Origin of the sequence: Thalassospira profundimaris, assembly GCF_003326795.1 — a bacterium.
Classification (GTDB): domain Bacteria; phylum Pseudomonadota; class Alphaproteobacteria; order Rhodospirillales; family Thalassospiraceae; genus Thalassospira; species Thalassospira profundimaris_C.
Map to the genome: position 1 here is coordinate 123,503 of NZ_JPWI01000008.1, position 25,830 is coordinate 149,332.

Annotated in this window: 21 protein-coding genes; 9 read left to right on the plus strand and 12 right to left on the minus strand. The window is 54.2% G+C overall.

What is annotated here, in order from left to right; all coding sequences use genetic code 11:
* Positions 1-174 precede the first annotated feature (174 nt).
* Positions 175-1,023 carry a class I SAM-dependent methyltransferase gene (locus tag TH30_RS13330; RefSeq protein WP_114098586.1) on the minus strand — a complete coding sequence of 283 codons (849 nt, stop codon included), beginning with the start codon at positions 1,021-1,023 and terminating at the stop codon, positions 175-177.
* Positions 1,024-1,161: 138 nt separating this feature from the next.
* Here TH30_RS13330 and TH30_RS13335 point away from each other — a divergent pair, with 138 nt between their 5' ends.
* Complete coding sequence (locus TH30_RS13335; protein WP_114098587.1) at positions 1,162-2,559, plus strand: hypothetical protein; 1,398 nt, start codon at positions 1,162-1,164, stop codon at positions 2,557-2,559.
* Between the two features lie 79 nt (positions 2,560-2,638).
* Here TH30_RS13335 and TH30_RS13340 read toward each other — a convergent pair whose 3' ends face one another.
* Positions 2,639-3,991 carry a flagellin N-terminal helical domain-containing protein gene (locus TH30_RS13340; RefSeq protein WP_114098588.1) on the minus strand — a complete coding sequence of 451 codons (1,353 nt, stop codon included), beginning with the start codon at positions 3,989-3,991 and terminating at the stop codon, positions 2,639-2,641.
* Between the two features lie 221 nt (positions 3,992-4,212).
* Here TH30_RS13340 and TH30_RS13345 point away from each other — a divergent pair, with 221 nt between their 5' ends.
* The 4 genes from TH30_RS13345 (at position 4,213) to TH30_RS13360 (ending at position 6,851) form a co-directional block, all read left to right on the plus strand.
* The gene (locus tag TH30_RS13345; protein WP_114098589.1) at positions 4,213-4,452 is read left to right on the plus strand and encodes a hypothetical protein; all 240 of its coding nucleotides are present in this window, start codon (positions 4,213-4,215) and stop codon (positions 4,450-4,452) included.
* A gap of 514 nt (positions 4,453-4,966) precedes the next feature.
* Entirely contained in the window at positions 4,967-6,139 is a 1,173-nt protein-coding gene (locus TH30_RS13350) for a helix-turn-helix domain-containing protein (protein ID WP_181850285.1), read from the plus strand.
* Positions 6,140-6,147: 8 nt separating this feature from the next.
* Positions 6,148-6,627: a hypothetical protein gene (locus TH30_RS13355; protein ID WP_114098591.1), complete on the plus strand. Its 480-nt coding sequence runs from the start codon at positions 6,148-6,150 to the stop codon at positions 6,625-6,627.
* Complete coding sequence (locus TH30_RS13360) at positions 6,624-6,851, plus strand: hypothetical protein (protein WP_114098592.1); 228 nt, start codon at positions 6,624-6,626, stop codon at positions 6,849-6,851. The genes TH30_RS13355 and TH30_RS13360 overlap by 4 nt, the downstream gene beginning before the upstream one ends.
* A gap of 67 nt (positions 6,852-6,918) precedes the next feature.
* Here TH30_RS13360 and TH30_RS13365 read toward each other — a convergent pair whose 3' ends face one another.
* The gene (locus TH30_RS13365; RefSeq protein WP_114098593.1) at positions 6,919-7,590 is read right to left on the minus strand and encodes a DUF5610 domain-containing protein; all 672 of its coding nucleotides are present in this window, start codon (positions 7,588-7,590) and stop codon (positions 6,919-6,921) included.
* Positions 7,591-7,991: 401 nt separating this feature from the next.
* Between TH30_RS13365 and TH30_RS13370 the strand changes: the two genes are divergently transcribed.
* Together TH30_RS13370 and TH30_RS13375 are read left to right on the plus strand one after the other, a co-directional pair.
* Entirely contained in the window at positions 7,992-10,994 is a 3,003-nt protein-coding gene (locus TH30_RS13370; protein ID WP_114098594.1) for a leucine--tRNA ligase, read from the plus strand.
* A gap of 133 nt (positions 10,995-11,127) precedes the next feature.
* Positions 11,128-12,417 carry a nucleotide sugar dehydrogenase gene (locus TH30_RS13375; RefSeq protein ID WP_114098595.1) on the plus strand — a complete coding sequence of 430 codons (1,290 nt, stop codon included), beginning with the start codon at positions 11,128-11,130 and terminating at the stop codon, positions 12,415-12,417.
* A gap of 19 nt (positions 12,418-12,436) precedes the next feature.
* Here the strand turns inward: TH30_RS13375 and TH30_RS13380 are convergent, their stop codons facing one another.
* From TH30_RS13380 to TH30_RS13415, 8 genes are all read right to left on the minus strand, one after another.
* Entirely contained in the window at positions 12,437-12,805 is a 369-nt protein-coding gene (locus TH30_RS13380) for an MmcQ/YjbR family DNA-binding protein (protein WP_114098596.1), read from the minus strand.
* Between the two features lie 83 nt (positions 12,806-12,888).
* A complete protein-coding gene (locus tag TH30_RS13385) occupies positions 12,889-13,983 on the minus strand; it encodes a glycosyltransferase family 4 protein (protein ID WP_114098597.1) in 1,095 nt (364 codons plus the stop codon).
* Positions 13,980-14,723 (minus strand): glycosyltransferase family 2 protein, encoded by a 744-nt coding sequence (locus TH30_RS13390; RefSeq protein ID WP_114098598.1) that lies wholly within the window; start codon positions 14,721-14,723, stop codon positions 13,980-13,982. Before TH30_RS13390 ends, TH30_RS13385 begins: the two co-directional genes overlap by 4 nt.
* On the minus strand, positions 14,716-16,218 hold the full coding sequence (locus TH30_RS13395) for a hypothetical protein (protein ID WP_114098599.1): 1,503 nt from the start codon (positions 16,216-16,218) through the stop codon (positions 14,716-14,718). Before TH30_RS13395 ends, TH30_RS13390 begins: the two co-directional genes overlap by 8 nt.
* The gene (locus TH30_RS13400) at positions 16,203-16,946 is read right to left on the minus strand and encodes a hypothetical protein (RefSeq protein WP_114098600.1); all 744 of its coding nucleotides are present in this window, start codon (positions 16,944-16,946) and stop codon (positions 16,203-16,205) included. The genes TH30_RS13395 and TH30_RS13400 overlap by 16 nt, the downstream gene beginning before the upstream one ends.
* Positions 16,943-18,115, minus strand: a complete 1,173-nt coding sequence (locus TH30_RS13405; protein WP_147252001.1) for a hypothetical protein — start codon at positions 18,113-18,115, stop codon at positions 16,943-16,945. Before TH30_RS13405 ends, TH30_RS13400 begins: the two co-directional genes overlap by 4 nt.
* Positions 18,087-19,298: a glycosyltransferase family 4 protein gene (locus TH30_RS13410; protein WP_114098602.1), complete on the minus strand. Its 1,212-nt coding sequence runs from the start codon at positions 19,296-19,298 to the stop codon at positions 18,087-18,089. The genes TH30_RS13405 and TH30_RS13410 overlap by 29 nt, the downstream gene beginning before the upstream one ends.
* Positions 19,289-20,422 (minus strand): glycosyltransferase family 4 protein, encoded by a 1,134-nt coding sequence (locus TH30_RS13415; protein ID WP_147252002.1) that lies wholly within the window; start codon positions 20,420-20,422, stop codon positions 19,289-19,291. Before TH30_RS13415 ends, TH30_RS13410 begins: the two co-directional genes overlap by 10 nt.
* Before the next feature lie 173 nt (positions 20,423-20,595).
* Between TH30_RS13415 and TH30_RS13420 the strand changes: the two genes are divergently transcribed.
* Both TH30_RS13420 and TH30_RS13425 read left to right on the plus strand, forming a co-directional pair.
* Positions 20,596-22,068, plus strand: a complete 1,473-nt coding sequence (locus TH30_RS13420; protein WP_114098604.1) for a WecB/TagA/CpsF family glycosyltransferase — start codon at positions 20,596-20,598, stop codon at positions 22,066-22,068.
* Positions 22,065-24,206, plus strand: a complete 2,142-nt coding sequence (locus tag TH30_RS13425) for a GumC family protein (RefSeq protein ID WP_114098605.1) — start codon at positions 22,065-22,067, stop codon at positions 24,204-24,206. The genes TH30_RS13420 and TH30_RS13425 overlap by 4 nt, the downstream gene beginning before the upstream one ends.
* 288 nt (positions 24,207-24,494) lie before the next feature.
* Here TH30_RS13425 and TH30_RS13435 read toward each other — a convergent pair whose 3' ends face one another.
* Positions 24,495-25,829, minus strand: a complete 1,335-nt coding sequence (locus TH30_RS13435; protein WP_114098607.1) for an O-antigen ligase family protein — start codon at positions 25,827-25,829, stop codon at positions 24,495-24,497.
* Position 25,830: the final 1 nt, after the last annotated feature.

A 25,830-nucleotide genomic window follows, 5' to 3' on the forward strand; every position in this document is an offset into this window, starting at 1 on the left:
ATGTCTTTCGTGTTTTTAACCTGGTGCTACGACAGGGAAGCGAACATCGCTTCAGGGCGGGCATTTGCCACGCTGTGCTTCAAAAGGCAAGCAAAAATCCACGCATGCAACCATGCGTTACGCGCAGGAATGCTGTGATTTTTATACAATCAGGCGGTAACGGGAATGCGCATCTTAGGCCCGCTTGGCGCTAAGCACATGAAAACAAATCGGAACCTGAAAATGACCGTTTTCGATATAGGGTGAAAGTGTTTCAAACATCGCCGCATCAATCGCCCCGCGATCCATATCCGATGCGGTGCGCAACACATTGCCAAACAGCATATCCATCTGCGGCTTCCAGAAGGCCACCTTTTCGGGGATGCGCCCGGCCGGGCTATGGGTGGTGGCAGCAATATCGGTAAAGCCCGCATCCTCAAGACGCATCATCGATTTATCCGGATGGCCAAAGGCAAAGGGATCAAGCCCGGCGCTTTCAAACCCGACGCCAAGGATGTTGCCCAGAACCGCATCCATGGCGGCAAAAAGCGGGTTATCAACCATCGGTGCCCAGACCATATAAACCGCCCGCCCGCCAGAGCGCAAAACCCGGTGGGCCTCGCACAATGCCTGATCCGGATCCGTGCAAAACATCACGCCAAACCGGCACGACACCACATCAAAGCTTTGGTCGGAAAATGGAAGCTTTTCCATATCCGCCGGGATCACCGAAATATTGGTAATGCTTTCCTCGACCGCGCGGGCCGACAGGCCATCACACATTTCCGGCACGATATCGGATGCGGTGACATGACCGCCCGCGTCGCCCAATGCACGGGCAAAGGAAAAGGCCGGCTCGCCAACCCCGGATGCCAGATCAAGCACATCAAGCGGCGCAGCAGCGCGCAATCGCGCCAGACCTTCCAGATCAGCCGCCTCAATCATGTGACGGTTGATCTTCTCGGCTGCCGGGGCCAGCCGGTCTGCCCAGTTGATCCAGTCTGAGGAGAGGTGGTGCCAGGTGGTTTGTGTCTGTGCGGTCATGGTGTCTCGTTTCTTTGATCTGCTGGCTTTGACAATAGGAGAAATGTCATTTGAAACAAAGGCAGAGTTGATCCTTTGTTGCCCTCACATGCGCAGAACTTGTCCGTCGATATAAAGTGTCGATGGAGAACATGATGCATGGTCGAAGCACCTGAACAACGCATTACCTTACGGAAAGCTGCCGGATCAGGCATTCTGGTTGCCCTGACCTGTGTTCTCTATGTCGGGTTCGTGGCGATCCTGTTCGCCGGATTTACCGCCGATATCCAGCGCGATTTTCTGGGGCGGGAGCTTGGGGCGTCAACGCCCGGCAAGCTCGAGCGGATTGTTCTTCAAAGTTATCTTGAGGCCGAGTTGCGCCAGGATTTGCGGCGCTCAAAGCGTGATTTGCGCATGCTTGAGGCCGGTTCGGCCGAGGATATGCGGGTCGGGCTTCTGGCGCGCAAGGAGGCGATTGCGGGCTGGTGGGCGGCCTATGACAAATATGCCGGTTTGCGCGATATCGTGATGCGTAACCGCGCGGCCTTTGATCCGGGATTTGTCGCGGGTTTAAGTGATGCGGTCAACCGGGCCTTTGCACTTGTCACGGATCTGGAGGCCTCGGGCCTTGTCAGCGAGGCGGGCGGCGATCCGTGGGAAAATACGGTTCCGCTGGGATTGCTTGATGTGCCGGTCGGCGAGGCAGGCGATGATGCGGAACGCCGGGCGGCTGGTGTTCAGGTCATGGTCGAGTTGCGCAGGGTTCTGGAAGGCCTGCAATTTGGTGCTGATGCCGACCCGGCCTTTGAGGAACAGATCGCGCGTGAGGTCGAAGCTGTGCGTGCGGCGGCCAAGGCGTTTGATGCCAAAAGCGTGCGGGCGCAGATCGAATGGGCCAATATCCGGTCCGGGCAGGACCATGAGGACCGGTTGCGATCCAACCTGACAGCCGAAATTGCCGAGACCAGTCGCGAGATCGAACGCCTTGAGCGCGAAGGCGGGCCGGAATATAGGGCGCTGGTCGCACTTTTTGCCCATCCGGTCGGCAATGCGCTTTTTTACCTTATTCAGTTGCCGACCATCATGTTGACCCTTTTGGTCACAATCGCCGCAGGTGGGCTTGGCGCAGTGGTGGCCTTTACCCGCGATAATTTCGCAGCACGTACACAGCCGATTGCCAAGGCCAGCCGCGAGGGCCATGCGAATGAGGATGCGGATCTGGATGTTATTGCACCGGCAGCGATCAGGGACGGGCGGCAGGCACCGGCAAATGGCTGGGCGGCGGTGGCAAGGTTGCTGGTTTTGACCGGCGAGGGGATAGCGGCTGCCATGGCGATATTCCTGTTTACCGAGGCCGGGATGCTGATGTTAACCCAAGGCGGGCCCGATGGCACGGGGCAGGTCGATATCAGCCCTTATCTTGTGACCTTCATGGCCTTTGTTTCGGGCTTTATGGCCGAGGATGCCTTTGCCCGTATCCAGTTTGCCGGAAAGAAAATCTTTCGCGTTACGGCCGATGAGAACGGGGGAAAGGGCCCTGATATTCCAATGGCTTAGGCATCGCATTCAGGCAAAAGAAAACCGGCGAAACAGCGCGCCGGTTTTCCTTTCGTTGGGACTTTTGGGTAGTGGGGTCTTACCCCTGCAGAAGTCGCAAAAGGTTTTGCGGCATCTGGTTGGCCTGGGCCAGCATGGCGACGCCTGATTGAACCAGAATTTGCTTTGAGGTGAAGTTGGTCATCTCTGCAGCGACATCAAGATCAAGCAGGGTCGAGCGGGCTTCTTCGACATTTTCAAGCATGGTCGCAAGGTTTTGCCCTGCGAAATCCAGCCGGTTCTGATAGGTGCCGACATTGGCGCGCGCGCGTTGCAAATCATCAATCGCACGCGTGACAACCTCGACCGCGTTCTGGGCATTGGCCGCAGTTGAAATGGCGTTGGCTCCCAGATCATCAAGCCCGTCTTCGGTGCCGGTTGCCCCCGATCCCAGCGCGCTGCTGTCAACGGACTGGAAGGAGATGGCAAGACGGTCATTGGATGTATTTCCCGCCCCGATCTGGAACGAGATATTGTCCGAAAGCTTTTGACCATTATCGGCCAGCATCTGAACAGTGCTGTTGTCGCCGACCGTTGCACCACCACCGATCACCTGTGCGGTGGCATAACCATCAGCCCCGGCACCATCAGAACCAAGGGTGATGGCATTGGCAATGATCGTGCTGATATTGTGGTTGAGATCAAAGGTCAGCCCAAGCTCGTCAAAATTGACAGTCGTCTTTTCGCCTGCCGTCAGGGCCCTTGTCCCGCCGGTGGCAAAATCGGTCACATCAATGCTTTGTTCGCGGTCGGTGGCACCGTCAATGGTCGTAAACACATTGAGCATGACGGTATTGCCGACCTTGACGAAATGCAGCTTGAACTGGTTGTCGGTCACACCGTTATTATTGGCATCTGTTGCCCAGTAATTATTATCGGTGATGCCGATGCTATCAAAACCGTTGGCAGGCGAAAGGTCTTCGGCAAGGCCAGCGGAATTGAGGTTGGCATAATTGACCGACACATCGCCGCCATCGCCCAGCAGCTGAATGCCGTTGAAGTTGGTCGAGGATGAAATACGGTCAATCTCGTCACGGAGCTGGGTGAATTCATCATTGAGAAAACCGCGTTCGGTATCGGACAGGTTGCCCGACGATGCCTGAACGGCAAGCGTCTTCATCCGAACAAGGATATCGTCAATTGTTGCCATGCCGCCATCGGCGATCTGCAGCATGGAATTGGCCTGCCCGACGTTAACGGTGGCAGTTTTAAGTGCCTGGGCCGTGGCATTCAGCCGCGCCCCGATGGCCATCGAGGCCGCATCGTCACGCGCAGAAACCACGCGCGTACCCGATGAAAGTTTGGCAAGCGAACGCGTTGCCGATGCATCGGACGCCAAAAGGTTCCGATGGGCAAGATTCGCCGCATAGTTGGAAATGATGTTCAAAGCCATGTCGCAGTTCCTACCTGAACAAGCAAGGCGTTTCGAAAGTCACAGAATGTGATCTGCTCTACATGAGCAGTTTATTATTTATCAAAATAGACCAGCCAACCGGATAGTACAAGTGTATAGGGAAAGAATTGATTCAAATTAAGTTATTGAAATTAAACGATTTAATTTCAGGCTACCCTTAAGTGTGGGGCTTTTTTATCTGTGGTTCATAGGTTGAGCCAGTGGCAACTATCGCCGCGAAGGCGATCTTCTTGTTTACCGAAGCCGGGATGCTGATGCTGACCCAAGGCGGGCTGGATTGCACCGGGCAGGTTGATATCAGCCCCTATCTTGCGACCTTTATGGCGTTTGTTTCTGGTTTCATGGCCGAGGATGCTTTTGCCCGGGTTCAGTTTGCTGGAAAGAAATTGTTTCGGGTTGCAGATGATCAGAGGGCGGGTTGGGGAGCGGCCTATGGTTGAGAAAACGAGATTGTCAGGGCAGTTAAGTAATGCTTCATATTGAGTTTGTGTACGGGAGGCTTGGGCTATCCTTCGGAGTGATTGGAAAGTGCTAAGTAACCCCGTAAGATAAAATTCGCTGATATAAACCCAGTAAAATCATGATGAAAGGCAATTTAAACACATCGTATTTAAATTGGTTTGACGGGCGATGTTAGGTGAGTTAAGTTTACCAAAATGGAAATTGTAATTGAGAATCCTGAACTGGAATTTCTGCATAGTGATGGTTCCGTGCTGCGGACCCAGGTGCCTGTTAAAGTAATCAGGTCGGCTAGAGAGAAGTTCTTGCTGATAAAAGCTGTTCCTGCGCGCGAGTATCTCACCAATTGGCGGAGCTTGGGTTATCGTTCAGATCCAGAGCTCGGGGATGGTTGTTGCTCAGTTTCTTTGCATGGTAGTTGGAGAATGGGGATGGTTCAAGCTGTGCGAAATGACCGAGAAATGATGTTGGTGAATAGAATTTGGAATGCATCTAATGACTTCTGATGTTTTACCCGAAGTACAGCATCCCGGATTTTACATCAAAGCTGAGTTGGAAGCTCGTGGCTGGGCCCAGTCAGACTTAGCTTTTGTTATGGGGAAGTCTGTTCAGCAATTAAATGTTATCCTGTCAGGTAAAGTTAGCATTACAGCAGACATGGCGTTCCTTTTGGGAGAAGCCTTCAGTATGCCTGCTGAATTCTTTACAAATCTAGAGAGCCAATACCAACTTTCCAAGGCTCAGGTTTCTCATCCTGATGTGCGTAAGCGAGCGCACTGGCAGTCTGTTTTCCCAATCCGCGATATGCTCAAAAGGGGATGGATTGAAGAAAGTGATGCCTCGCTGTTGGATGTTCAGATGTTGCGTTTTTTTGAAAAGAACGATCTGAACGATATACCGTTCTTGAACGACAACGTAGAGGTAGTTGGCTACGCAGCAAGGAAAACGGAACCTTACTTGCCAACTGCTGAGGAGCTTGTTTGGTTGTACAGGGTCCGGCAAGTCGCGCGTCAATTAGATGTGCCTGCGTATTCAAGAGATAGGTTGGTTTCAGCGCTTCCAGAGCTTAAGCAACTGATGGGGGATACCGAAGATGTGTCTAGTGTTTACAATATCTTGGCGCAGTGTGGTGTTCGGTTTGTAATTGTCGAGTGTTTGCCGAAGGCGAAGATCGACGGTGTTTGCACTTGGCTCGATGATCAGCCTGTAGTTGCTATTACAACTCGCTACGACCGCGTGGACAATTTCTGGTTCGTGTTGAGGCATGAGATCGAACATGTCTTGCAGGAGCATGGGAAGCAGCGGGGGTTCACTGCAATTGATAACATTGATGATCAAAACTCAGAAAAAAGTCATGAGATAGTGGAGGAAGAGCGTCTTGCGAATGCTGCTGCTTCTGAATTCTGTGTGCCTCAAGACCAATTGATGTCCTTCATTGCCAGGAAGAGTCCTTACATCTCCGAGAAAGATGTTGTCGGGTTTTCGAGGCGGCTGGAGGTGCACCCGGCAATCGTTGTCGGGCAATTGCAGTTCGCAATGAAGAAGTGGAGTTTCTTGCGAAAATACATGAGCGCGAAGGTTGGTGGTGTTCGAGGAATACTGATCCGAGAGCTCAAAGGTTTGAATGTGGTTGATGGTTGGGATGAAACAGTAACGTTGGAGTTATAAGCGTCGGCATGACCTACAAAGAGCAACTCAGAAAAATTTGGCGGCAATACGAAGTCGAAAACGGTGAAGAACCGCATACAGTCCGAGAGTGTTTTGATTGGGCTGTAGAACGTGGTTTATGGGCGCCTCGACCGCAAGACATAGCAAAGATTTTTGGCAGAGAGATGTCGGAAGCATTGCGCCAAGAAATCAGGGTTGATGAGCAAGGCCGCCACTATAGAGCCAAGCATTGCGTGCGAGAAAATAGGGGCGGCGTCCAGCTGGCGTTATGGAATGATATCGATCGAGCTCCGCGCTCGTTCATGGAAAAATCGTTTCAACAGCGCCGTCAAGGTATCGTGCGTGACAGTTATCAGTTGAAGATGGATGTTGATCATTTCAATGACAGCCGTTCAAAAGGTAACCCAATCCAACTGATTCTGAACTTTGAGGATGACGTTGCCGAGATTGAGGCAGAGAAAGCATACGGCGATGGGGAAGTTGCGTGAGAAAACTGCTGCATAAAAAAGAATCTGGTCATTTGGGGCAATACGAGGACTGGTGGTATTTGATTGAGGATACTGAAGGTTTGCATGTGTTGCATAAATGGAACCATGTGCGGGTCAACGGATTGTCGGTGACTGAGGGGGACGAGAAGTTCGGCATTGACGAGTTTTTGGCTGGGAACTTTAGTGTTCCGGCGCAAGCGAAACTCAAAGAGCTTATCTCTTAGTAGGCAAAGGAAACCCCGGCTCCATTGGAGCCGGGTTTTTTTTGTACGAACGGAATGTTCGGATGGGTTAGCCGGTGGTGCCATAACGCGGCGCATTGCGCTGGGCGTTGGTGCCAGCTTCGGCATAGGCCTGACTTGCCTGTGCGGTCTGGGTGATCTGCGATTGCAGGACCTGTTCATCGCGAACCGGGGTCGATGCCTCGGCGGCTTCCTCGGATGCGCTGCTGTTAAACAGTTCGGTCAGGCGCTGCTCGATCGATTTAAGGCCTTCGTTCAGGCGATCTTCGGTCTCGGTGATATTGCCGTTGATTTCCTCATTGAGCGCACCAAGGCCTTCAAGGAATTCACGGGCATTATCAAGGCCCTTCTGGATGCCTTCGCTGGCCTTGTCGAAAATGTCGCGGGCTTCGGATTCCGAGCTGGCATTGGCGGCAATCAGATCGCCAACACGGGCAAGAATACGGTCGGCAACAGCTTCGGGGGTGTAATCGCCCGGATCAACATTGCCAATTGAAATCCCGGTCGAGGACAGGCTTTCATTGATTGCCGAGACAACCTGATCAGCGGTCAGACGATTGGCAGAACCCGATGACAGCGACACAGAGGTCGCCGCCGCAAAGGCCGAAGTGCCGCTATTGCCGGTCTTTTCAGAGTCACTCTGTCCGGGCAAATAGGACTGGGCCGAACGCGAGGACGCGCCGGACTGCTGGGACGTGAGGCCACCAATGGTGATATCCATAATCGTCCTCCCTGGACGAGATCTTTGAGAGCTGTGCCACACACAAATCGTTTGCGATCAGCACTTTCGCCAGACAAAAGCCGCGTGGCATTTTCATGCGCGACCGGTTGCCTGATAAATCCGTGACCCTAATATGGCATGGCGCAGGTGAAAAATCCAGTCCTGTCACGCAAGCGCGGGTTGATGGGGCTGCAATGCCGCCTTGCAAATTGCGGATGGGGGATTGCGAAAATCGTCTGTATTTCCGCTGATTCCAGTCGATCTGATGTTGCACGCGGGCCAAAGCCCGCTTATGAACACTGCTTAAGATTATTTTTGAACCCGGTTGGGTATGGCAGGCGCGGTTTTGGACCGGCGCCCGATGCCGACCACGGGCCCCGACATGCAGGAGTTGAGAGAGCGTGGCGAACTATCAGGAAAGTGCGCGGGAATTTGAAAAGCGCTGGCAGGATTACTGGCGGGAAAACGATACCTATCGTACCCCGAACCCGGGCGATGCCGATTTTGACGCGTCCAAAAAGAAAAGCGTCATCCTTGATATGTTCCCTTATCCAAGTGGGGTTGGCCTGCATATCGGTCACCCGCTTGGCTATATCGCGACCGACGTAAAGGCGCGGTTCGAACGCATGCGTGGCTATAACGTTCTGCATTCCATGGGCTTTGATGCCTTTGGCCTGCCCGCAGAACAGTTCGCGATCCAGACCGGTCAGCATCCGCGCATCACGACCGAAGCCAATATCGACAATATGCTGCGCCAGTTGCAGGTGATCGGCCTTGGCCATGATCCGCATCGTCGTTTTGCCACCACCGATGTCGACTATTACAAATGGACGCAGTGGATTTTCCTGCAGCTGTTTAACAGCTTCTATGATCCGACTGTTGAATGGAAAGGCCCGCAGGGTCAGACCATTTCCGGCCGTGCCCGCCCGATTGCCGAGCTGCGCCCGTTGCTTGAAAGTGGTGCGTGGTTGCTGGACGAAGATGGCGTGCCGCAGCCCAAAGCCGTGATCGGCGAAGGTGTTAAGGCCGAAGGCAAGGAAATCGACCGTGCGATTGATCGCGGGCGTCTGGCCTATGTCGATGAAGTTCCGGTCAACTGGTGCCCGATGCTGGGTACGGTTCTGTCGAACGAGGAAGTCACCAACGAAGGCAAGTCCGAACGCGGTGATTACCCGGTTTACAAGCGCCCGCTGAAACAGTGGATGTTGCGCATTACCGATTATGCCGATCGTCTGGTGGCCGATCTTGAAGGGCTGGATTGGCCAAACGGTGTTGTTGAAATGCAGAAGGGCTGGATTGGCCGTTCTGTTGGCGCGCGTGTCAATTTCCCGGTCAAACTTTCGAACGGTTCTGAAGACAAGATTGCCGTTTACACCACCCGCCCGGACACGATTTTCGGTGCGACCTATATGGTTCTGGCACCCGAACATCCGCTGGTCGATGCGCTGTGCGCGGACGACAAAAAGGCCGATGTTGCTGCCTATCGTGCGCAGGCGTCCGAGCTTAAGGCCGTTTCGGCCAAGGATGATGCCGAACGCGAAAAGACCGGTGTGTTCATTGGTGCCCATGCGACCAACCCGGTCACGGGTGAAGAAATCCCGGTCTGGATTGCCGATTATGTCCTGATGGGCTATGGCACCGGCGCGATCATGGCGGTTCCGGCTGGCGATCAGCGCGACTTTGAATTTGCCCATAAATTCGGCCTGCCGATCAAGGCAACCACCAAGCCGTCTGATAGCTGGCTTAAGGACAATGCGCCGGCGGATGCGGGTGAATTGGATGCGCAAGCGTTGCTCGCACGCTATGAAGCAGAGCCGGGCAGCTTCAAGGTTGCCCAGACCGAAATTGGCGAGACGATCAATTCCTCCAATGACGAGGTTTCAATCAACGGTCTTTCGACCCCCGATGCCAAGGCCAAAATCATCGACTGGATGGAAGGCAAGGGCATTGGTCGTGGTCGTGTGCAGTATAAACTGCGCGACTGGCTGTTCTCGCGTCAGCGGTACTGGGGCGAGCCGTTCCCTGTTCTGTTTGATAAGGAAACCGATCAGGTTCACGGCATTGCGCAGGCGGCCTTGCCCGTTGTTCTGCCCGAAATGACCGATTTCAAACCGCAATCGAACGAAGACCCCAATTCCGAGCCAGAACCGCCACTGGCGCGCGCCAAGGAATGGATGGAAGTCACCGGGATTGTTCTTTCAGATGGTTCGGTTCTTCCGGTGGATGCTGCGGTCGGCTCAAAATACGCCCATGATGGTGCAGATTACGAAGTACGCGCGTTCAAACGCGATGCCAACTCCATGCCGAACTGGGCGGGGTCTTGCTGGTATTATCTGCGCTATTTCGATGCCAGAAATGATGTGAAATTTGCCTCCGACGATGCGGCTGCCTATTGGGCAAATAGTACGGACAAGGATGGCAAGGCGCTTCCGGGCGCGGTTGACCTTTATGTTGGCGGGGCGGAACACGCGGTTCTTCACCTGCTGTATTCGCGCTTCTGGCACAAGGTTCTGTTTGATCTTGGCTATGTCGGAACCCCTGAGCCGTTCCAGAAACTGTTTAACCAGGGCATGATTACGGCCGATGCCTATACCGATGCGCGTGGCGTTTATGTCGATATCCATGATGTTGAAATGCGCGATGTTGACGGCAAAAAGGCACCGTTCAACGCCAAAACCAACGAGGCCCTGATTACGGTTCCGGGCAAGATGGGCAAGCGTTACAAGAACGGTATCCCGCCCGAGGAAATCTGCGACCAGTACACCATCGATACGTTCAGAACGTACGAGATGTATATGGGGCCGCTTGACAGCTCCAAGCCATGGCAGTCCGATGCCATTGTCGGCATGATGCGTTTCCTGTCCAACGTCTGGAAAGTCACGACCCAGATGGAACGGACCGATAACGTTGATGGCAAGATCGAAACGCTTCTGCACAAGACCATTGCCAAGGTCACCGGCGATATTGCCGATCTTCGCCTTAACACGGCGATTGCGGCATTGATCGAACTGACCAATGCGCTGACCAAGCAGAATGCGGTTCATGATGACCATGCCAAGGCATTGGCCCTGATGGTTGCTCCGTTTGCCCCGCATCTGGGTGAAGAGCTGATGAGCCGGATGGCAGCCGATGAATTCGGGACCAGGAAGTCGGTGATCAGGTTCGACTGGCCGGAATACGATGCCGAGAAGGCCAAGGATGACGAGTTCGAAGTCCCGGTTCAGGTCAATGGCAAGAAACGCGGTTCCGTCATGGTGGCAGCCGATGCCGATCAGGCAACGGTTGAAGCCCTTGCCAAGGCAGACGAAAACGTTGCCCGTCATATTGAAGGCAAAGAGATCGTCAAGGTGATCTACATCGCCAAGCCGACCCCGAAGCTGGTCAATATTGTTGTGAAGGGCTAAGGCCCGTCGCACATTGATTTTTCAGACAGGGCACCAAAAACTTTGGTGCCCCGTTTCTATTTGATCTCGATTATTGACGGTTGGACGGGGGCTGGCTAGAAGTCAGTTCAGCATATCTTGTAAGGGTTGAGCAATGAGCCACGGGCGTAAGGTTTCAGTTATCGGTTTGGGCTATGTCGGATTGCCGGTTGCAGTTGCATTCGGGACCGCGACAGGGCGAACTGTTGCCTTTGACATTAACAAGACACGCATTGCGCAGCTCAAAGCCGGGCATGATGCGACGGGCGAAGTCGATGATCATGAGCTTGCCGCTGCGGACCTGTTATTGACTGCAGATCCGCAAGATCTGCGTGCGGCGGATTTCCATATTGTGACGGTCCCGACCCCGATTGACAGCTCAAACCGTCCGGACCTTTCCCCGCTTCGTTCCGCATCAAAAACCGTTGGCGCCATCCTTAAAAAGGGCGACATCGTTGTCTATGAAAGCACGGTCTATCCGGGGGCGACCGAAGAAGAATGCGTTCCGATCCTTGAAGAACTTTCTGGTCTGAAAGCCGGATCTGATTTTACGGTCGGTTATTCGCCAGAACGCATCAATCCGGGTGATCGCGAACATCGCTTCACCACGATTACCAAGGTCGTATCGGGTCAGGATCAGGCGACCCTTGATATTGTTGCCGATGTGTATGGCAGTGTTGTCACCGCCGGTATTCACAAGGCACCGACGATTAAGGCCGCCGAAGCCGCCAAGGTGATTGAAAACACCCAGCGTGATTTGAATATTGCGCTGATGAATGAATTGTCCCTGATCTTTGATCGCGCAGGCATTGATACCCGTGATGTGCTTGAAGCCGCCGGGACCAAGTGGAACTTCCTGAAATTCACCCCGGGGCTGGTCGGCGGTCATTGCATCGGTGTTGATCCCTATTACCTGACCCACAAGTCCGAAGAACTCGGCTATTACCCGCAGGTGGTTCTGGCCGGTCGTCGTGTGAATGACGGGATGGGCGAGGTTGTTGCCAATAAAGTGATCCGCGCACTCCTGCGTGAAGGGGCAACCAGGAACCCGACGGTTACCGTCCTTGGCCTCACCTTCAAGGAAGATGTTCCTGACATCCGCAATACGCGTGTGATTGATATCATCCGTTCACTTGAAGATGCCGGTATCACGGTACAGGTTCATGATGTTCATGCCGATGCCGAGGAAGTCACCCATGAGTTTGATGGCCTCAAGCTGTGTGGTGATGCTGATCTGAAACCGGCGGATGCGCTTATTCTTGCGGTATCGCACAAGGAATATGTCGCCAAGGGCTGGCCTTTGGTTCAGGGTCTTCTGAAAGATGGCAAGGGCTTTGTTGCCGACGTTCGGGCGGTTCTGCCGCGCGATGCGGTTCCGGCCGGTATTGACCTTTGGCGTTTGTAAGCCTGTTCAAGACCTTCGCTTATTCATCCTGATAAAGATCAAGCGCGCGCTGCAGCTTTCTCGTCAAACCCTTGGCGACGATGTGGTGCGCGCTTTTGATATGATCACGAAGATCATCATCCCCAAGTCCGGGCTCGTCATAATGCTGGATCCATTTCATCCCGCGTGATGCCAGATAGGGGGCAGGGCGCAGCCCCGGCATTTCCTTTAGAACCTCATAGCCGATTTCAGATGTCTTGAAAGTGATGCCAAGCGTCTCGTTTTTGGTCCATCCGGCAATGGCAAAGACCTTGCCACCAACTTTCCAGACATCGGCACCACCCCACTGAACCACATGGGTGGTTTGGGGCAGGGATTTGCAAAAGGCATTGAACTCATCGCGGGTCATGTGTTTCTGCTCGATCTACTGAATTGGCGTCATTGTGGGATGGTTTGATCACCCTGTGAAGAGGTCAGGTGACTTATTTCATCTCACCTCATCGCATTCCGAATGGTGGATATGATTTCCTTTGTAAAGCGGTCGCGTGTGAAACGGGTTTCACAGACTGAGCGCGCATTTACCCGTACCTGATGGGTTGTATCTGCTGAACGGGTCACATCGATGATGGTTTGGGCAAGGTTTTCTGGGCTATTTGGCCTGCAAAGCCAACCGGTTTGGCCATGGATGACAAATTCCGGAAGGGTTGCGATGCCACTTGTAATCACCGGAATACCCGCAGCCATGGCTTCGAGCACAACAAGCGGCTGTGCTTCGTTTGCGTAGTTGGTGGGAAAGACGAACAGATCGGTGCTCCGGAACAAAATCTTCCGTTCATGTGCCGTTGCAGGGCCGATATATCGGGTATTGGCATCGATGCCATAGCTGTGCAGTAACTCGCGCAGCATCGGCGGATTGATGTCGCCAGCTGCCCCGGCAATGGTGAGTTCAAACGCGACGTCCTGATTATCAAGAAGAGCACATGCTGCAAGCAGGGTTTCAAGGCCCTTGGCGCGAAACAGGTTGGACAGCCACAATATCCGCAAGGGTATCCGGGGCTTCCAGTGCTCGGATACGGGCTTGGCGAAGGCATCATCATCAAGGCAATTGGCAATGATGGTGCTTGCGCAATTCAGACCGGTGATTTCTGAACGCAGTGTTTCGCCAAGAAGGATGACGGTTTGGTCGGAGAAGACCCCTTTCTGGAACCATGCGGAAAAACGCGTTTGTCGCATTGCGGGTAACCCGCGCCCATGCAGGTGGATGATGGCCGGAACCTGAAACAGTTTGGTAATCAGGACATAAAGGCTGTCGCGGTAGTAGGCCGCACCACGTGGTGCAAAGCATATGTAAAATGCCCGGCTGGCAGGCAGGGCGCAGATCAGGCGAAGCGCCAGCCATATGGCATGAAAAACTTTGCCAAAGGTCGGGCGACCGATATCGGACAAATCCTTTGAAAAATGCATCTCGATGACATGAAGATCGAACACCCGTGACAGGGCGTCGATGGCATGCCGGTTCATTTTCGCAGCCCCATGCATGGGGGGCGGGAGTTGTACCATGGCGATAATCTTGGCGCGCTTGCTCATGCGTTTGTTCCGCCCCGTCTTTTGCGAAAACGTGCAAGCAGCAACCACAGAGAGCTGGCTATTTCCGGGCGATATTGATCAAGAACCTTGCGTCGCGTGGCGTCATAAATATCCGGTTCAATGGTGGCGAAATAGCGCCCCGTCGGATCGAGGTTGCGACTGATCAGGGGCGCAGTTAATTGCCGCAAGGTCGCACCGGCATGGATGCTTGCGCGCAGATAGAATTCAAGATCAATGCAACAGCGAAGATCGGTGGCGTATCCGCCTGCTTTGGTCCAGACGCGACGGTGAAAGGCGAGGGACGAATGATGCAGGCGATTGCCAAGATACAAGCGCGCTGGATTAATCTTGCGGAGGCGCGCGTTGAACAGGGTGTTTCGATCCGTCAGAGAGCGCGCAAAAACAAGGTCTTCAGGATATTTGGCAAGAATGTCTGCCTGTTGTGCCAATCTGTCGGGAAGCGAAATGTCATCAATGTCCTGAATGGCAATCAGGTCTGTCGAGCTGTTTTCAATGGCAAGGTTAAGCGCCGCACCCCGCCCGATCCGTGCAGAGGTGATCAGCTTGAAACGATGATCCTTTGCAAGGTCCTCAGGCAGTGCTACAGGGCAATCTGATCCATCATCAACAAGAATAGCACGATCAATCGGCCGAAGGACAGATTGCAGGTTGTCGGCCCAGGATCGCAGAAAGCCCTCGCCATTATAAACCGTTGTGACGACGGTGATCGCGTCAGACATGGCGCGTCTCCCAACGGATCGAAAGTTTTGCCAGATTGCAACCCGGCGCCGTTATGCGCTGCGCAGGTCCGGCAGCCGTGTAGGTATCGTTTTGATCAATCGAAATGGGGTGATCGCAGTGAATTCGGACACCCAGCCTTGCAACAAAAAGCTCATGATCTGAAATACGGGCAAGGCCCAGCTCGCCGTTGAATAACAATCGAAACAGGTCGGGTTTCCCGGAAACAGGGTCGGGACAGCAATCCGTGATGCAGATTTCGTCATCGGCAAAGGTGAGGGTTCGGGACCCCTGTTTTCCGGCAAGGGAGAATTGTATTCGGACTTCCGTTTTGGAAACGCGTTGGGCCTTCTGGAATAGGCCGACCTGTCCGTCGGAGGCCATCGGTAACGGGGTGGACGTGGGGGTATAAAGGCTTTGCTGATCCGTTTCCCCACCCGTCGGGGGCAGAAGCAATATCGCATCCTGCCCATGCCCGGCGATAATGACGGGCGATGATGAAACGTCGAAGGACTGCTTTCCAACAAGGGCCATTTGGACGTGATAGGATTGGGTGGTTTTCAGAAATATCAGTTGTGACTGAATGGATTGCCCGGCTGGCGAATCAGCGGGTTTGAGGGTCGCTGCCCGGTGTAACCAGTATCCTGCAAAGGCCAGATAGTCATCATGGCGGTTATAGCTGTACCAGCCCGGTGTTTGCGGGTTCGCCGGGCCCGGATTTTCAGGTAATGGCCTTGCCGTCAGAAGATTGAGCGGCATTGTGCCAGCATTGAGGATGGCTTCTTCAAGTCGATAAAGGACGGCTTCCGCCTGTGGGGAGAACCCGTGTTTCATCAGAACATAAAGCGCGCAAACAGCGCCAAAGCTTTGTCCTGCACCACGCCCCAGCAAATTGGCATAACCATGATCCCCAACCAGTGCGGCGATCAATCCGGTTGCATTTGACGCAATGACCCGATCAGAAGGGGTCGGACTGTCCGAAAACAGGGCTGCGCAAAATGCGTGATATTGCGCTGAAAAGCATCCGGGGCGGTCAAGGAAAACGGGTGAACGCCAGTAACGATAACGAATGAAACCCGTATGCAGAAGTCCAAGCAATTTGTTGAAAAAGCTGGAAGCTTTTGCCTGATGGTTCCCTAGCCCAAGGATTTGCCAGTTCGCGACGTCAGGGGCCAGATTGCGCGCGTTTTTAAGGATGCTGTTACGGGTTTCTTTGCTTAAGCCGGGAATGGCGAGCAGGGCATATTTGATGAATTCGCGATGATATGTCCGATCTGGAACTTCTGCGATCAGGGCATCAAATGCGCGATTTATGTTCTTCTTGTAGCGATGCGCATCAAGCTCCGTCCAGAGGGCGCATGCAAAACCCTTTGCGTAAAACTCCGGGAGCGGGAAATTGCCATCGCGGGTCTGCCGGTCTGCAAGGTCATCGGCGATGATCCGCGCCAGTCTGTTGCACCGCCGGGTGATATCATCTGGGGTTAGCGGAAGTGACATGTGACCTCCAGCGACAGGGACTGGCCACGCCTGATTTTATTAAGCGGTATGGCCTGAAATTCGGGCCAGTTTCGCCCCATCCGTTCGCGAAGACGCCACAGGAAATTGCGTGTCGGACCGAAATGCCAAAGCAGCCGGGCAAGGCAATCGGGAGCTGAGAGGGTGAAAAACCGATTGGCCCAGCGCAGCCAGACATGATCAACCGGTTCCAGTGGTAGCAACCGGGCATGAATGATCCAGTGATCATCGCGATCCCGCAGGTAAAGATACGGCGCAAATCGTTCCGCGCCATCGGCAGTTTTGAGGGTGACCAACACGTGCTTGCCTGATGTGCTGGTCAGTTGAGCGTGATCAACGGAATGAAGACGGTATTTATCACTATTGGTGTGCCGGTATTTTTTGTCGGCGATCACGCCATGGTCGATACCCTGCCTGTCAAAGACAAGGCGGACGACAGCATCCTGAAGGGCGATGTCATCAAGTGCGGTAAATCGGGCCTGAATGCTGAGGACGTCAGGTTCAATCAGTCTTGTTTCCAGATCGATCTTGAGACGTCCGCCTGCAAGATGCCAGACGCCGTCCGTCTGGTGTGCATTGCGCGCGATATCCGTCAGGGTGACAAAGGAATGACGGTCAGAGCATTCAACGCCCCAATTCGAAAACCTGACATCACCAAATTGCCCGGTGACCAGTCGATTATTTGCGATCCTGACATCGAGTTTGGTCATAAGCGGGCCTCACGACCTTTGGACCAAAACTGGAAAGCAGAAAGGGCGATATAGATCGCGGCAAGGCGAAGTTGGCAGGTGATGATCAGCTCAATTGTGTCCTGATGGTTCGGCAGAATGGCCGCTGAACCCACAAGCATGAAAAGAAGAAACCATCCCACCCCAGCAGCACGAGCTGTTTCCTGCAAGATCAGGCATTGCCGGGTGACAAGTGCCAGAAGCAATGGCCAGAACGCGCCGTTTTGAAGAACTGAAATCAGCGTGGCCTCAGGCGATCCATAGATCAGGTTTGCTATCTGATCCGGGCCGACAAGCAATGCCAGTGAGACCAGCGACATCGGAACAAAAAGCCATAAATCACGTGCCAGTCCGCCGTGTTGTTTGGCAAACAATGTCGCGGAAATGGCTGCAATCAAGCCGCCACAAAACAGGAAAATGCGTTGAGCAAGGAACAGGCTGTGTTCATCATTGCCAAGCAAAACGAAATCAAGATTGGGCAAAAAACCCGCAAGCAGGGTGAAGCCGATCAGGCCAATACTTTGTCGAATATCCAGCGCATCTGCATTGACGGGTTTTCGTCGCGATGTGGTGGGCCTAAGGGCCAGAAATATGGCTGATAAAAATGCTGTAAAAGAGATCACGGGGGCGATGGTAAACAACAGAAAATCGTTGGTTTGTTCCGCTGCAATGACGGCGAAGGTGATGCCGGTTGCCTGCGCGATCAGTGCAATTTTTCCAAGACGGCCAAACTCCGTTCGTGCTGCGATCACCCAGTCCGGGGACAGGGCTGCTGCAACCGGCATGATCAGAAACGGCCAATGCATATTGAGTTCGAATTCAGGTCTGCTTACAAGGGTCGATACAGCCAGCCCGGCAATCAGCAATCTGATCGCAACAACAAACAAGGCTTTGGGCAATGCGCCACCTTGCATAAGGCGGATCAGGAGCGGGCCACTTCCGGCCTGGGTTGCGGTGACGGCAAGCCCGGCCGTTGCCAGCATTGCAAAATAGCTGCCCAAGATTTCCGGGGAAAAGCTGTGCCCGATCAATAGAAGGATGATCATCCCGCCCAGCCGCGCAATCAGGTTTGCCCCGACCAGCCACAGTGGAAAAAGATTGCCTGCAACGATGCTGATGACTTTATCCATTACGCGATAAAACGGCGTCATAGGCCGCATCTACCCGGTTGCCATAGCCGGTCTTTATATCTTCCGAAATCTGATCGCGGGCAGACTGCGCCAGACTTTTGCGCATCTGCGGATTTTCGATCACTGCGGAAATGGCAGTGGTGATTGCACCGGAATGTCGCGGCGGGATGATCAGGCCGGATATATGGTTAACCACCGGGCTTCCGGCATCAAAGGTGTTGATGACACAACAACCTGCTGCCATGGCCTCCATCACGGCCAGACTGCTGCCTTCCGACAGGCTGGGGAACACGAAAATGTCCGAGCCCAGCATCAACTCTGCGACCTTGTCTTGCGACAAGGGACCAAGCCATTCACATCCATCGGGAAGATTTTCGATCAGTGATCGGGCGCACGGCTGAACCCGCCCGACCAAAGTCAGTTTGATGCGCACCCGGTATGTCACGCGTAAGGAGGACCAAGCGTCAAGCAGATGCGCGATCCCCTTGGCAAGCGACAGATTGCCGACATATAGAACACGGATGACGGTTTCCTGTCGCTCAGGACGTGCGCGGGTGAGCAGTGCATGGCAATGCGGTGAAAGAAAGGGAACCAGAAAAATCTTCTGCGGTTCGACGCCGCAATCAAGAAGGCCGCCCGCAACCGTATCGGATGGCGCAAATACGGCATCGGCAAAAAGGGCTTCCCTGGTTCTTCGACGGGAAAGAAAACCGGAAATTTCGCGATAGGTCCGGTTATGGGATGCATATTCCTCGCCCAACTGCTTGTGGCGGGTTTCGGCGAGTTGGCCGGTAATATCCGCGATGGTTATCATGCCGCGGGCCTTGGCACGCTGCATGGCGGGTAGACTGTAATTGCCCTGACCATGAAAAATATCGGCTCTCGGGGCGTGCAGGGTTGCGAGCATCGAAAGGGGAACATCCGAATAAAGATTATAGGCCGGCAGATGAATTTTGCGCGCGACCTTGGCCAGAAGATCGGGGATCAGATGTCGACCGGAAACCTTGGCCAATACCGGATCGGTCAGACGGTTGGCCGGGGTAAGGGGGCCGGTTCCGTCATGCCGCCAGAAACTGTCCCAACGGATCAGCCGGTTGTGACGGGCAAGATGGGATGCAAGAATGGCTGCCTGATCAACCCGGCTGACCATCCATACGGTCGGGGCAGATTTTTGTGGTCGGGATACAGGCCGGATCAGTTCCATTGCCTTACCCCTGCGGGTTTCTGTACTGCCTGATTGATCGCCTGCCACAGGGTTTCGGCATGATGTGTCGGGGTGTTTTGCGTTATTCGGGACGCCTGATTTTGTCGGGTTTGCTCCCAAATAGCGGGATTGTCGAGCAGTCTTTGACAGGCGCGAACCCAGTTCGCCAACACGTTCGCGGACAGGATTTCATCGGGATCAAGCATGTCAGGTGCGCAACCAACCGCATCACTTGCCAGTGCAACAGCCCCGCAAGAAATCGCCTCGATCACACCAAGGCCATAGGCATCATTCTGGCTTGGAAACAGGCAAAGTTTGCTATTGGCAAGAAATGCCTGAAGCTGATCCGGGGGCAGTTGAGGATAAAGATCGATCTGATCAGGAAGGCCGAAATTTTGCAGCTCGGATTTGGTTCGATCTGTATCGATGCAGCCAATGATGCCGATCTTGCTGATGGTCCCGGAAGTAATCAGAGCACTGGCAATCTCAAGAAAACATCCAAATCCCTTGCGCGTTGTCGTCCGCCCGCACCACAGAAGATCATATTCGCGGTCGTCAAATCTGCGATGTGATTGAAGTTCTCTATCCCCGTTGACGGAGAAAGATATCGGGATTGGCGAGATCAGGATGCGGTTATCTGAAACGCCCTGCAGTTCAAACCAGTGCCTGCCCAACATACTGGCGGCGATAAATCCATCGGCCTTTTCCAACATGTGACGGCGGATATAGCGGCGAATGGGATTGCTATAGATATCGTCCGATCCGGACCAGCCATCAAACTGCACGATAACCGGAATACCGGCCTTGGCGGCCCAATTGCATGCCCGCCACTGGGCGATGCCAAATCCGACAAGAACCAACACATCCGGGGCAGTTGATCGAACTGCATCAGAGATCCCGGACGGGATGGTCAGCAGACGATTTTCACCAAGATGAACATGCAGTCCGCGCAGATGTTGCTGTGAGAAAGGGGGCGTGCGTTCCGGCCAGTTGCGCTGGGGTTCTGTGTTGCTGGTACAGATAACCGTCAACGCGCCACCGGCATTACAGGCGCGCTGATGCAGGGCGCAATAACTGGCAAACCGGTAAGGGGCAACAAGGTTTGTCAGCAATGTTACTTTCACCGGAACAATCACCCCAAGATGCTATTGTTGCTGTTAACTCAATCATAAGTTACCATCGATATCAATGAATTAAGTGACGCCTGTTCTTCGGCACAAGTATCGAGGGACACACAATAAAAAAGCAATCTGGTTGGATATCCGGGCGGTCAGAACGGGGCTGGCGGGGATGATGAATGCGACAGGGGAAAGCGGCTTTATTTGGACTGCGCCTTGATCTGCGGCGGCGTGACCAACTCTGTACTGATATCTGCGAACGGTTGGTGCATCGCCATCGAACCGGGCATGTTTCGTGTTTCCGGCAACATTCCCTGAATGCTTTGAAATTACCGCAATCAATTGCGGACAGGCAGCTGTTTGACGCACTTGCCAATGCCGATAGCCTGAATGCCGATGGTATGGGCATTGTCTGGACGGCAAGGCTTTTGGGTATCACGGTTCCCGAGCGTGTTGCGGGCATTGATGTCATGGCGGATTTGCTGCCACGCTTTGCAAAACAAGGTCTGCGTGTCTTCCTTCTGGGGGCGCGACAAGATGTCCTGGTCGCGCTTAAGGACAAACTGATTGCCGGTCACCCGGATCTTTTGATTGCCGGAATGCATCATGGCTATGAACAAGATGATGCAAAGCTTGCGCAAATTGTCAGGCAAAGCGGTGCTGATGTCTTGTTTGTCGCATTGCCATCCCCGCGCAAGGAGCTGTTTATCGAACGCTATGCCGATCTGACCGGGTGCGGCTTTGCCATGGGTGTTGGTGGAGCATTTGATGTTCTGGCCGGTCGGATCAGGCGTGCACCGGCTATCTGGCAAAGGACCGGGATGGAATTTCTTTGGCGTATCCTGTGTCAGCCGGGATACATGCTGCCACGTTATGCTTGCGGGTTGACTGCCTTTGCCAGGCTGGTTGTTCCCGCCGTCATAAAGTTTCAGGCAACCAGGTTCAGAAACTGGGCCGTAAAGATGGCTTTTGCCGTATCGGCAATTCTGATCCTGATGGGGGGTACGGACGGGCGTTCTGAAATTGTCGTTCCGGATAATCTGACAACATCAGATACCGAGGCAACGCAGGCATGGATCGAAAGCCGGATCGCGGCGATATCCGATCCCGAAGATATACAGGTCATCATCAATCAGCTGGTCGATCTGGTTTTGTTTGGGAAGGTCGAAGATGTGCCTGTCGATCCCGAAAAGACGGAAATTGACTGGCAGACAGCAGATGCCGCGATCCTGACTTTGCTTAAAGTGATCGAGGTTGTCCTGACAGCGGCAGGTGGAAACAGCTTTCTGGTCGAAACGGTTCTGGGCGGGACATTGAAACAGTTGCTGGGCCTGCATCCCGAACCAAGCCGCCTTAGCCGAATGATTGCCGATAGTACCCCGGAATTTGCAGCACGCGTTTTCCATGATCGTGCCTTCAGGAATGATGACTTTGACACAAGGCCGACCTTGCCGGTCTCGTATGCAGTCCCGTCTCAGTCTGTCGATCAACCGGAAACTTACGTTCAGAATGTCGATCGCCGGGTCATCCGGGTTTTTGATCTTGTCTATGGTCAGGGCCCGACAAGCACTCCGGAACAAGGTGGTTGGGGTGCCCTGATTGATGAGCGCGATGCTGATGTTGCAATTGTCGGGGATGCAAGCCCGCGATGACACAAAAACTGGCAAACAGCTTTGACCCGAGTTTGCGTGATCTGGTTGCCATTCTTTGGCAACGGCGCGGAGTGGCGGCTTTGACCTTTGTTCTTGTGCTGGTTGGATCAATTGGTGTGATTGCCAACTGGCGATTTGACTATCGTGCAAGTGCCGAGATCGGGTTGGCATCATCAATGCCCCCGACCCGGGGGGAGCTCAAGGATGGCGGGCCGACAGGACAGGGACAATTGACCGCGCAGGATATTGAAACGGTCATTGCCGAGATCGGAAGTGAAAAAACGCTTTCGACCGCCTTGTCGGTTTTGCGCGGGGAGCCTGTCATGTTTTCCAGACTGGTTTCGGGGCAGGCGAACAGGGGATTGTTCAAGGATGTGGTGGCCAGACAATCACAGACCTCGCCACACCCAGATGAAACAGGTCTGATCAATCAGCTGCATGCCGGGTTGAAGGCCGAGCGCATCGGTCATTCCGCCGTAATTTCGGTCAGCTTTGCATCCGGTGATCCGGCGCTTAGCCAGTCGGTTCTGCGCGCCATTGTCGAAAGTTATGTCTGGCAACGCGAGGACCGGCAAAAGCGGTCCCTTAGGATCGAACTTGCCGAAATAACGGGTCAGTTTGATCGTGCGCAGACAGAACTTGAAACCAGCGAGAGCGACTTGTCGGAATGGCAACAACGTGCCGGTGTCCTTGATCCTGACGAAAGCAAACTGATGCTTGACCGCATCTATGCCCTTGATGAGCAGGCCGAGAAAATCGGGCAGGATGTGGCGGCACTCAAACTGGCGGCAATTCAGCGTGACGGTGCAAACCGTCTTGAGGACCTTCTGACCATTCCCGATGTCGCGACCCATCCGATGGTGGCGCAACTTGCCACGCGGTATGACGCACAAAGGAAGGAGTTCCTTGCACTTGATCAGCGTTACGGTCCCAAACATCCGCTTATGCAAGGCAAGCAGCGTGAGCTTGATGATCTGCGCGCGGAACTGATGACCGTGGCAACATCGGTTGCCGATCAAATGGGAAGTGCCCTGATCAATGCGCAGGAAAAACTGTACCTGATCGAACGTCAACGCGATCAATGGCAGGCGCGCATGAGTGACCGCCATACCAGCATGCAGGGACAGGCTGCCTTGGTGCGCGCAGTCGCCATGGCGCGTGATAACCTTCAGGATTTGGGGCAGCGGGTTCAGGGGCTGCGTCGCGAACTGGTATCCTTTAAGGGCGATGCCGAAATCCTGCGATCACCAACATTGCCGGTTGCGGCAGAATTTCCGGCAAGACGCGACCTGTTGTTGCTTGCGGTTATGGTCGCCCTGTTTGCTGCGATGATTGCCGCCCTGCTTCGGCATTATTTTGATCAAACCATCGGCGATGGTTTCGAACCCGAAAGCATGCTGGGTATTCCGCTTTATGCCCGGATCCCGGATACAGGACCATCCGTGCGCACCGAACAATCATCAGGTGCGAGTGACGAGGCAACAGGCCATTTAGCAGTATTGATGCGTCTCCTTGATCAAAAATCAGATAACCGTTCGGAACGGTCTGGCCGGGGACAGGTCATTGCCATTGCATCGGCCCAGACCGGGGAAGGCAAATCGCATATCGCGCAGGCATTGGCAGCCAAGCTTGCCGCCCTTGGTGGCAAGACGGTGCTGGTTGATGCGGACCTTCATGATCCGGCGATGATGCGGGGGCATGCGGGTGTGTTTGCCGATCTGATGCCAATATTATCGGGGGATATCGCACCTGAGGATGTGTTTGGCGCGATGAAGGATGCGCCGGGCTACTGTCATCTGGGGGTGCGACTGGCGGTGCCGGGCAATATTGCCACGGGGCTGATCGAAAACCGCCTGCCCGCGATTATCAAGGCGCTTTGTTTTCAGTTTGATCACATCATCATTGATACGCCGCCGGTCCTGTCAGTTGCCGACGGGCTGGTTGCCTTGCGTTTGGCTGATGTCAGGCTGCTGGTTCTGCGCAAAGGGCAAAGCAAACGTCGCGATAGTGCCGAGGCGCTTGATCAGCTTCGAACAGTCGATGTGATCCCGGAGGGGATTGTTTTGAACGGAGTGGTGCCGCGCCCGGCCTATGGCAAGGCAAATACCACGGCAATCAAAAGCGGGCAGGTATCATGAAGTCTTTCCTTGTCCTGGTCGCGGGGCTTCTGATCGGTGTCGGTCTTTTCCGTCTTGGATCGGAAATCGCCGCGTTTCAGACAGTTGATCAGGTTGCCGCAGGATGGCGCAACGGCGATGGCATGGGGGCGGCTGCCCGCGCACAAGATATGCGGTACGCGGTTGCGTCGGGTGATCCGCGCCAGATGGAACGCATGACACAGGATCAACTGCAATCCGCACCATTTGACCCGGTATTGCTGTCACTTTTGGCGGTGGCCAGAATGTCCGGAAAAACGCCTGATCTTGTCACTGGCGCAGGGTTGCTTGATCAGGCAGTGGCGATTGCGCCGCGTGATAGGCGCGTTCGGGAAATTCGAAAGGCGATACAAGACGGCCTTCAAGGCCCGCCACCCACATTGCCACCATTGGCAGAATAAGGGCGGGAAGCGAGATGACCCAGTCCGAGAATGATCCGATCAGCGCAATGGAAATCAAAGCCGCCCCAAATGCCCGGTTTGGCCGGTTTGCGGCATTGCGGAGAATGAAAAAAATTGCTGCAATCAGCGATAAAGCAACGGCGATAGTTACCGGAATCCCGAACATAATCGCCCCGTCAAGCCACAGATTGTGGCTGCTAAACCAGTGGGCATTGGTATTTAAATCCGGTGTCGCGACATGAGCCATCACAAGGGGAATACTGTTTGCGCCATATCCGGTGATCGGGCGTTCGGCGATGGCATGTATGGCCGTCAGCCCGGCATCATCGCGCTGGATCAGATCAAGCCGGCCAAGATCGGCAAAGCGCATAAACAATTCGGGTTCGGCAGAAGCAACAAGGGCAAGAACAATTACGGCACCGGCTGTTGCAGCGAAAAATCGTCGAAGGCGGGCAAGACCGGATTGTCTGGAACTGCACAGGGTAACGAAAAGGATGGTTGCGATAATGATCGCCAAAATCGCACTGCGCGAATGGCTCTGGATCAGGGCGGCGGTGAACAGGATGGCCAGTGCCAGATAACTGCCCGACTGATCAAGCCGCTTGCCCGTCGATTGATCCGGATACCGGACAAAGAACCACAAACAGGTCATCGTTCCGGTTGCCATCAATATGCCAAAGGCATTGCGATTGGCAAAGCTTCCGGTCCAGTCCCCGATATGGGCGGTTTTGACAAACCAGAAGGTGGTCTGCCAGTCAAAAGCTGCATTGCCTGTGGCAAGGATCAGTTGCAGGCAGCAGGATGCAATAACAGCCTTGCCAACAATAATCTGCCAGTGACCGGGATGGAGTTGCGCGATCAGCGATCCAAGCGTGATCGTTCCGGCAAGCCAGATCAAACGGGCCGACAGGTCAATCCAGCCACCCGGGTAAAGCGCGATATAAGGTGCCTCGAACGGGAAGGGTTGAATGGGCCAGACTGGCATGGATTGCAGGACAGACCAGCCGATCAGTCCTGCCACAAGTATCCAGACATAAAGCACGTAACGGCGCAGGATCAGATTGCGCGCCGCCGCGATCATGGCAAGCAATCCAATGCCGGTCAGGATCGACAGGATCGCCATCGCCCATGGCCGTGCTCCGCCCAGCATTACCGGGGCGAGGATAATCTGTGCGATCAGGCAAAATTGCGCCAGACGATGCATC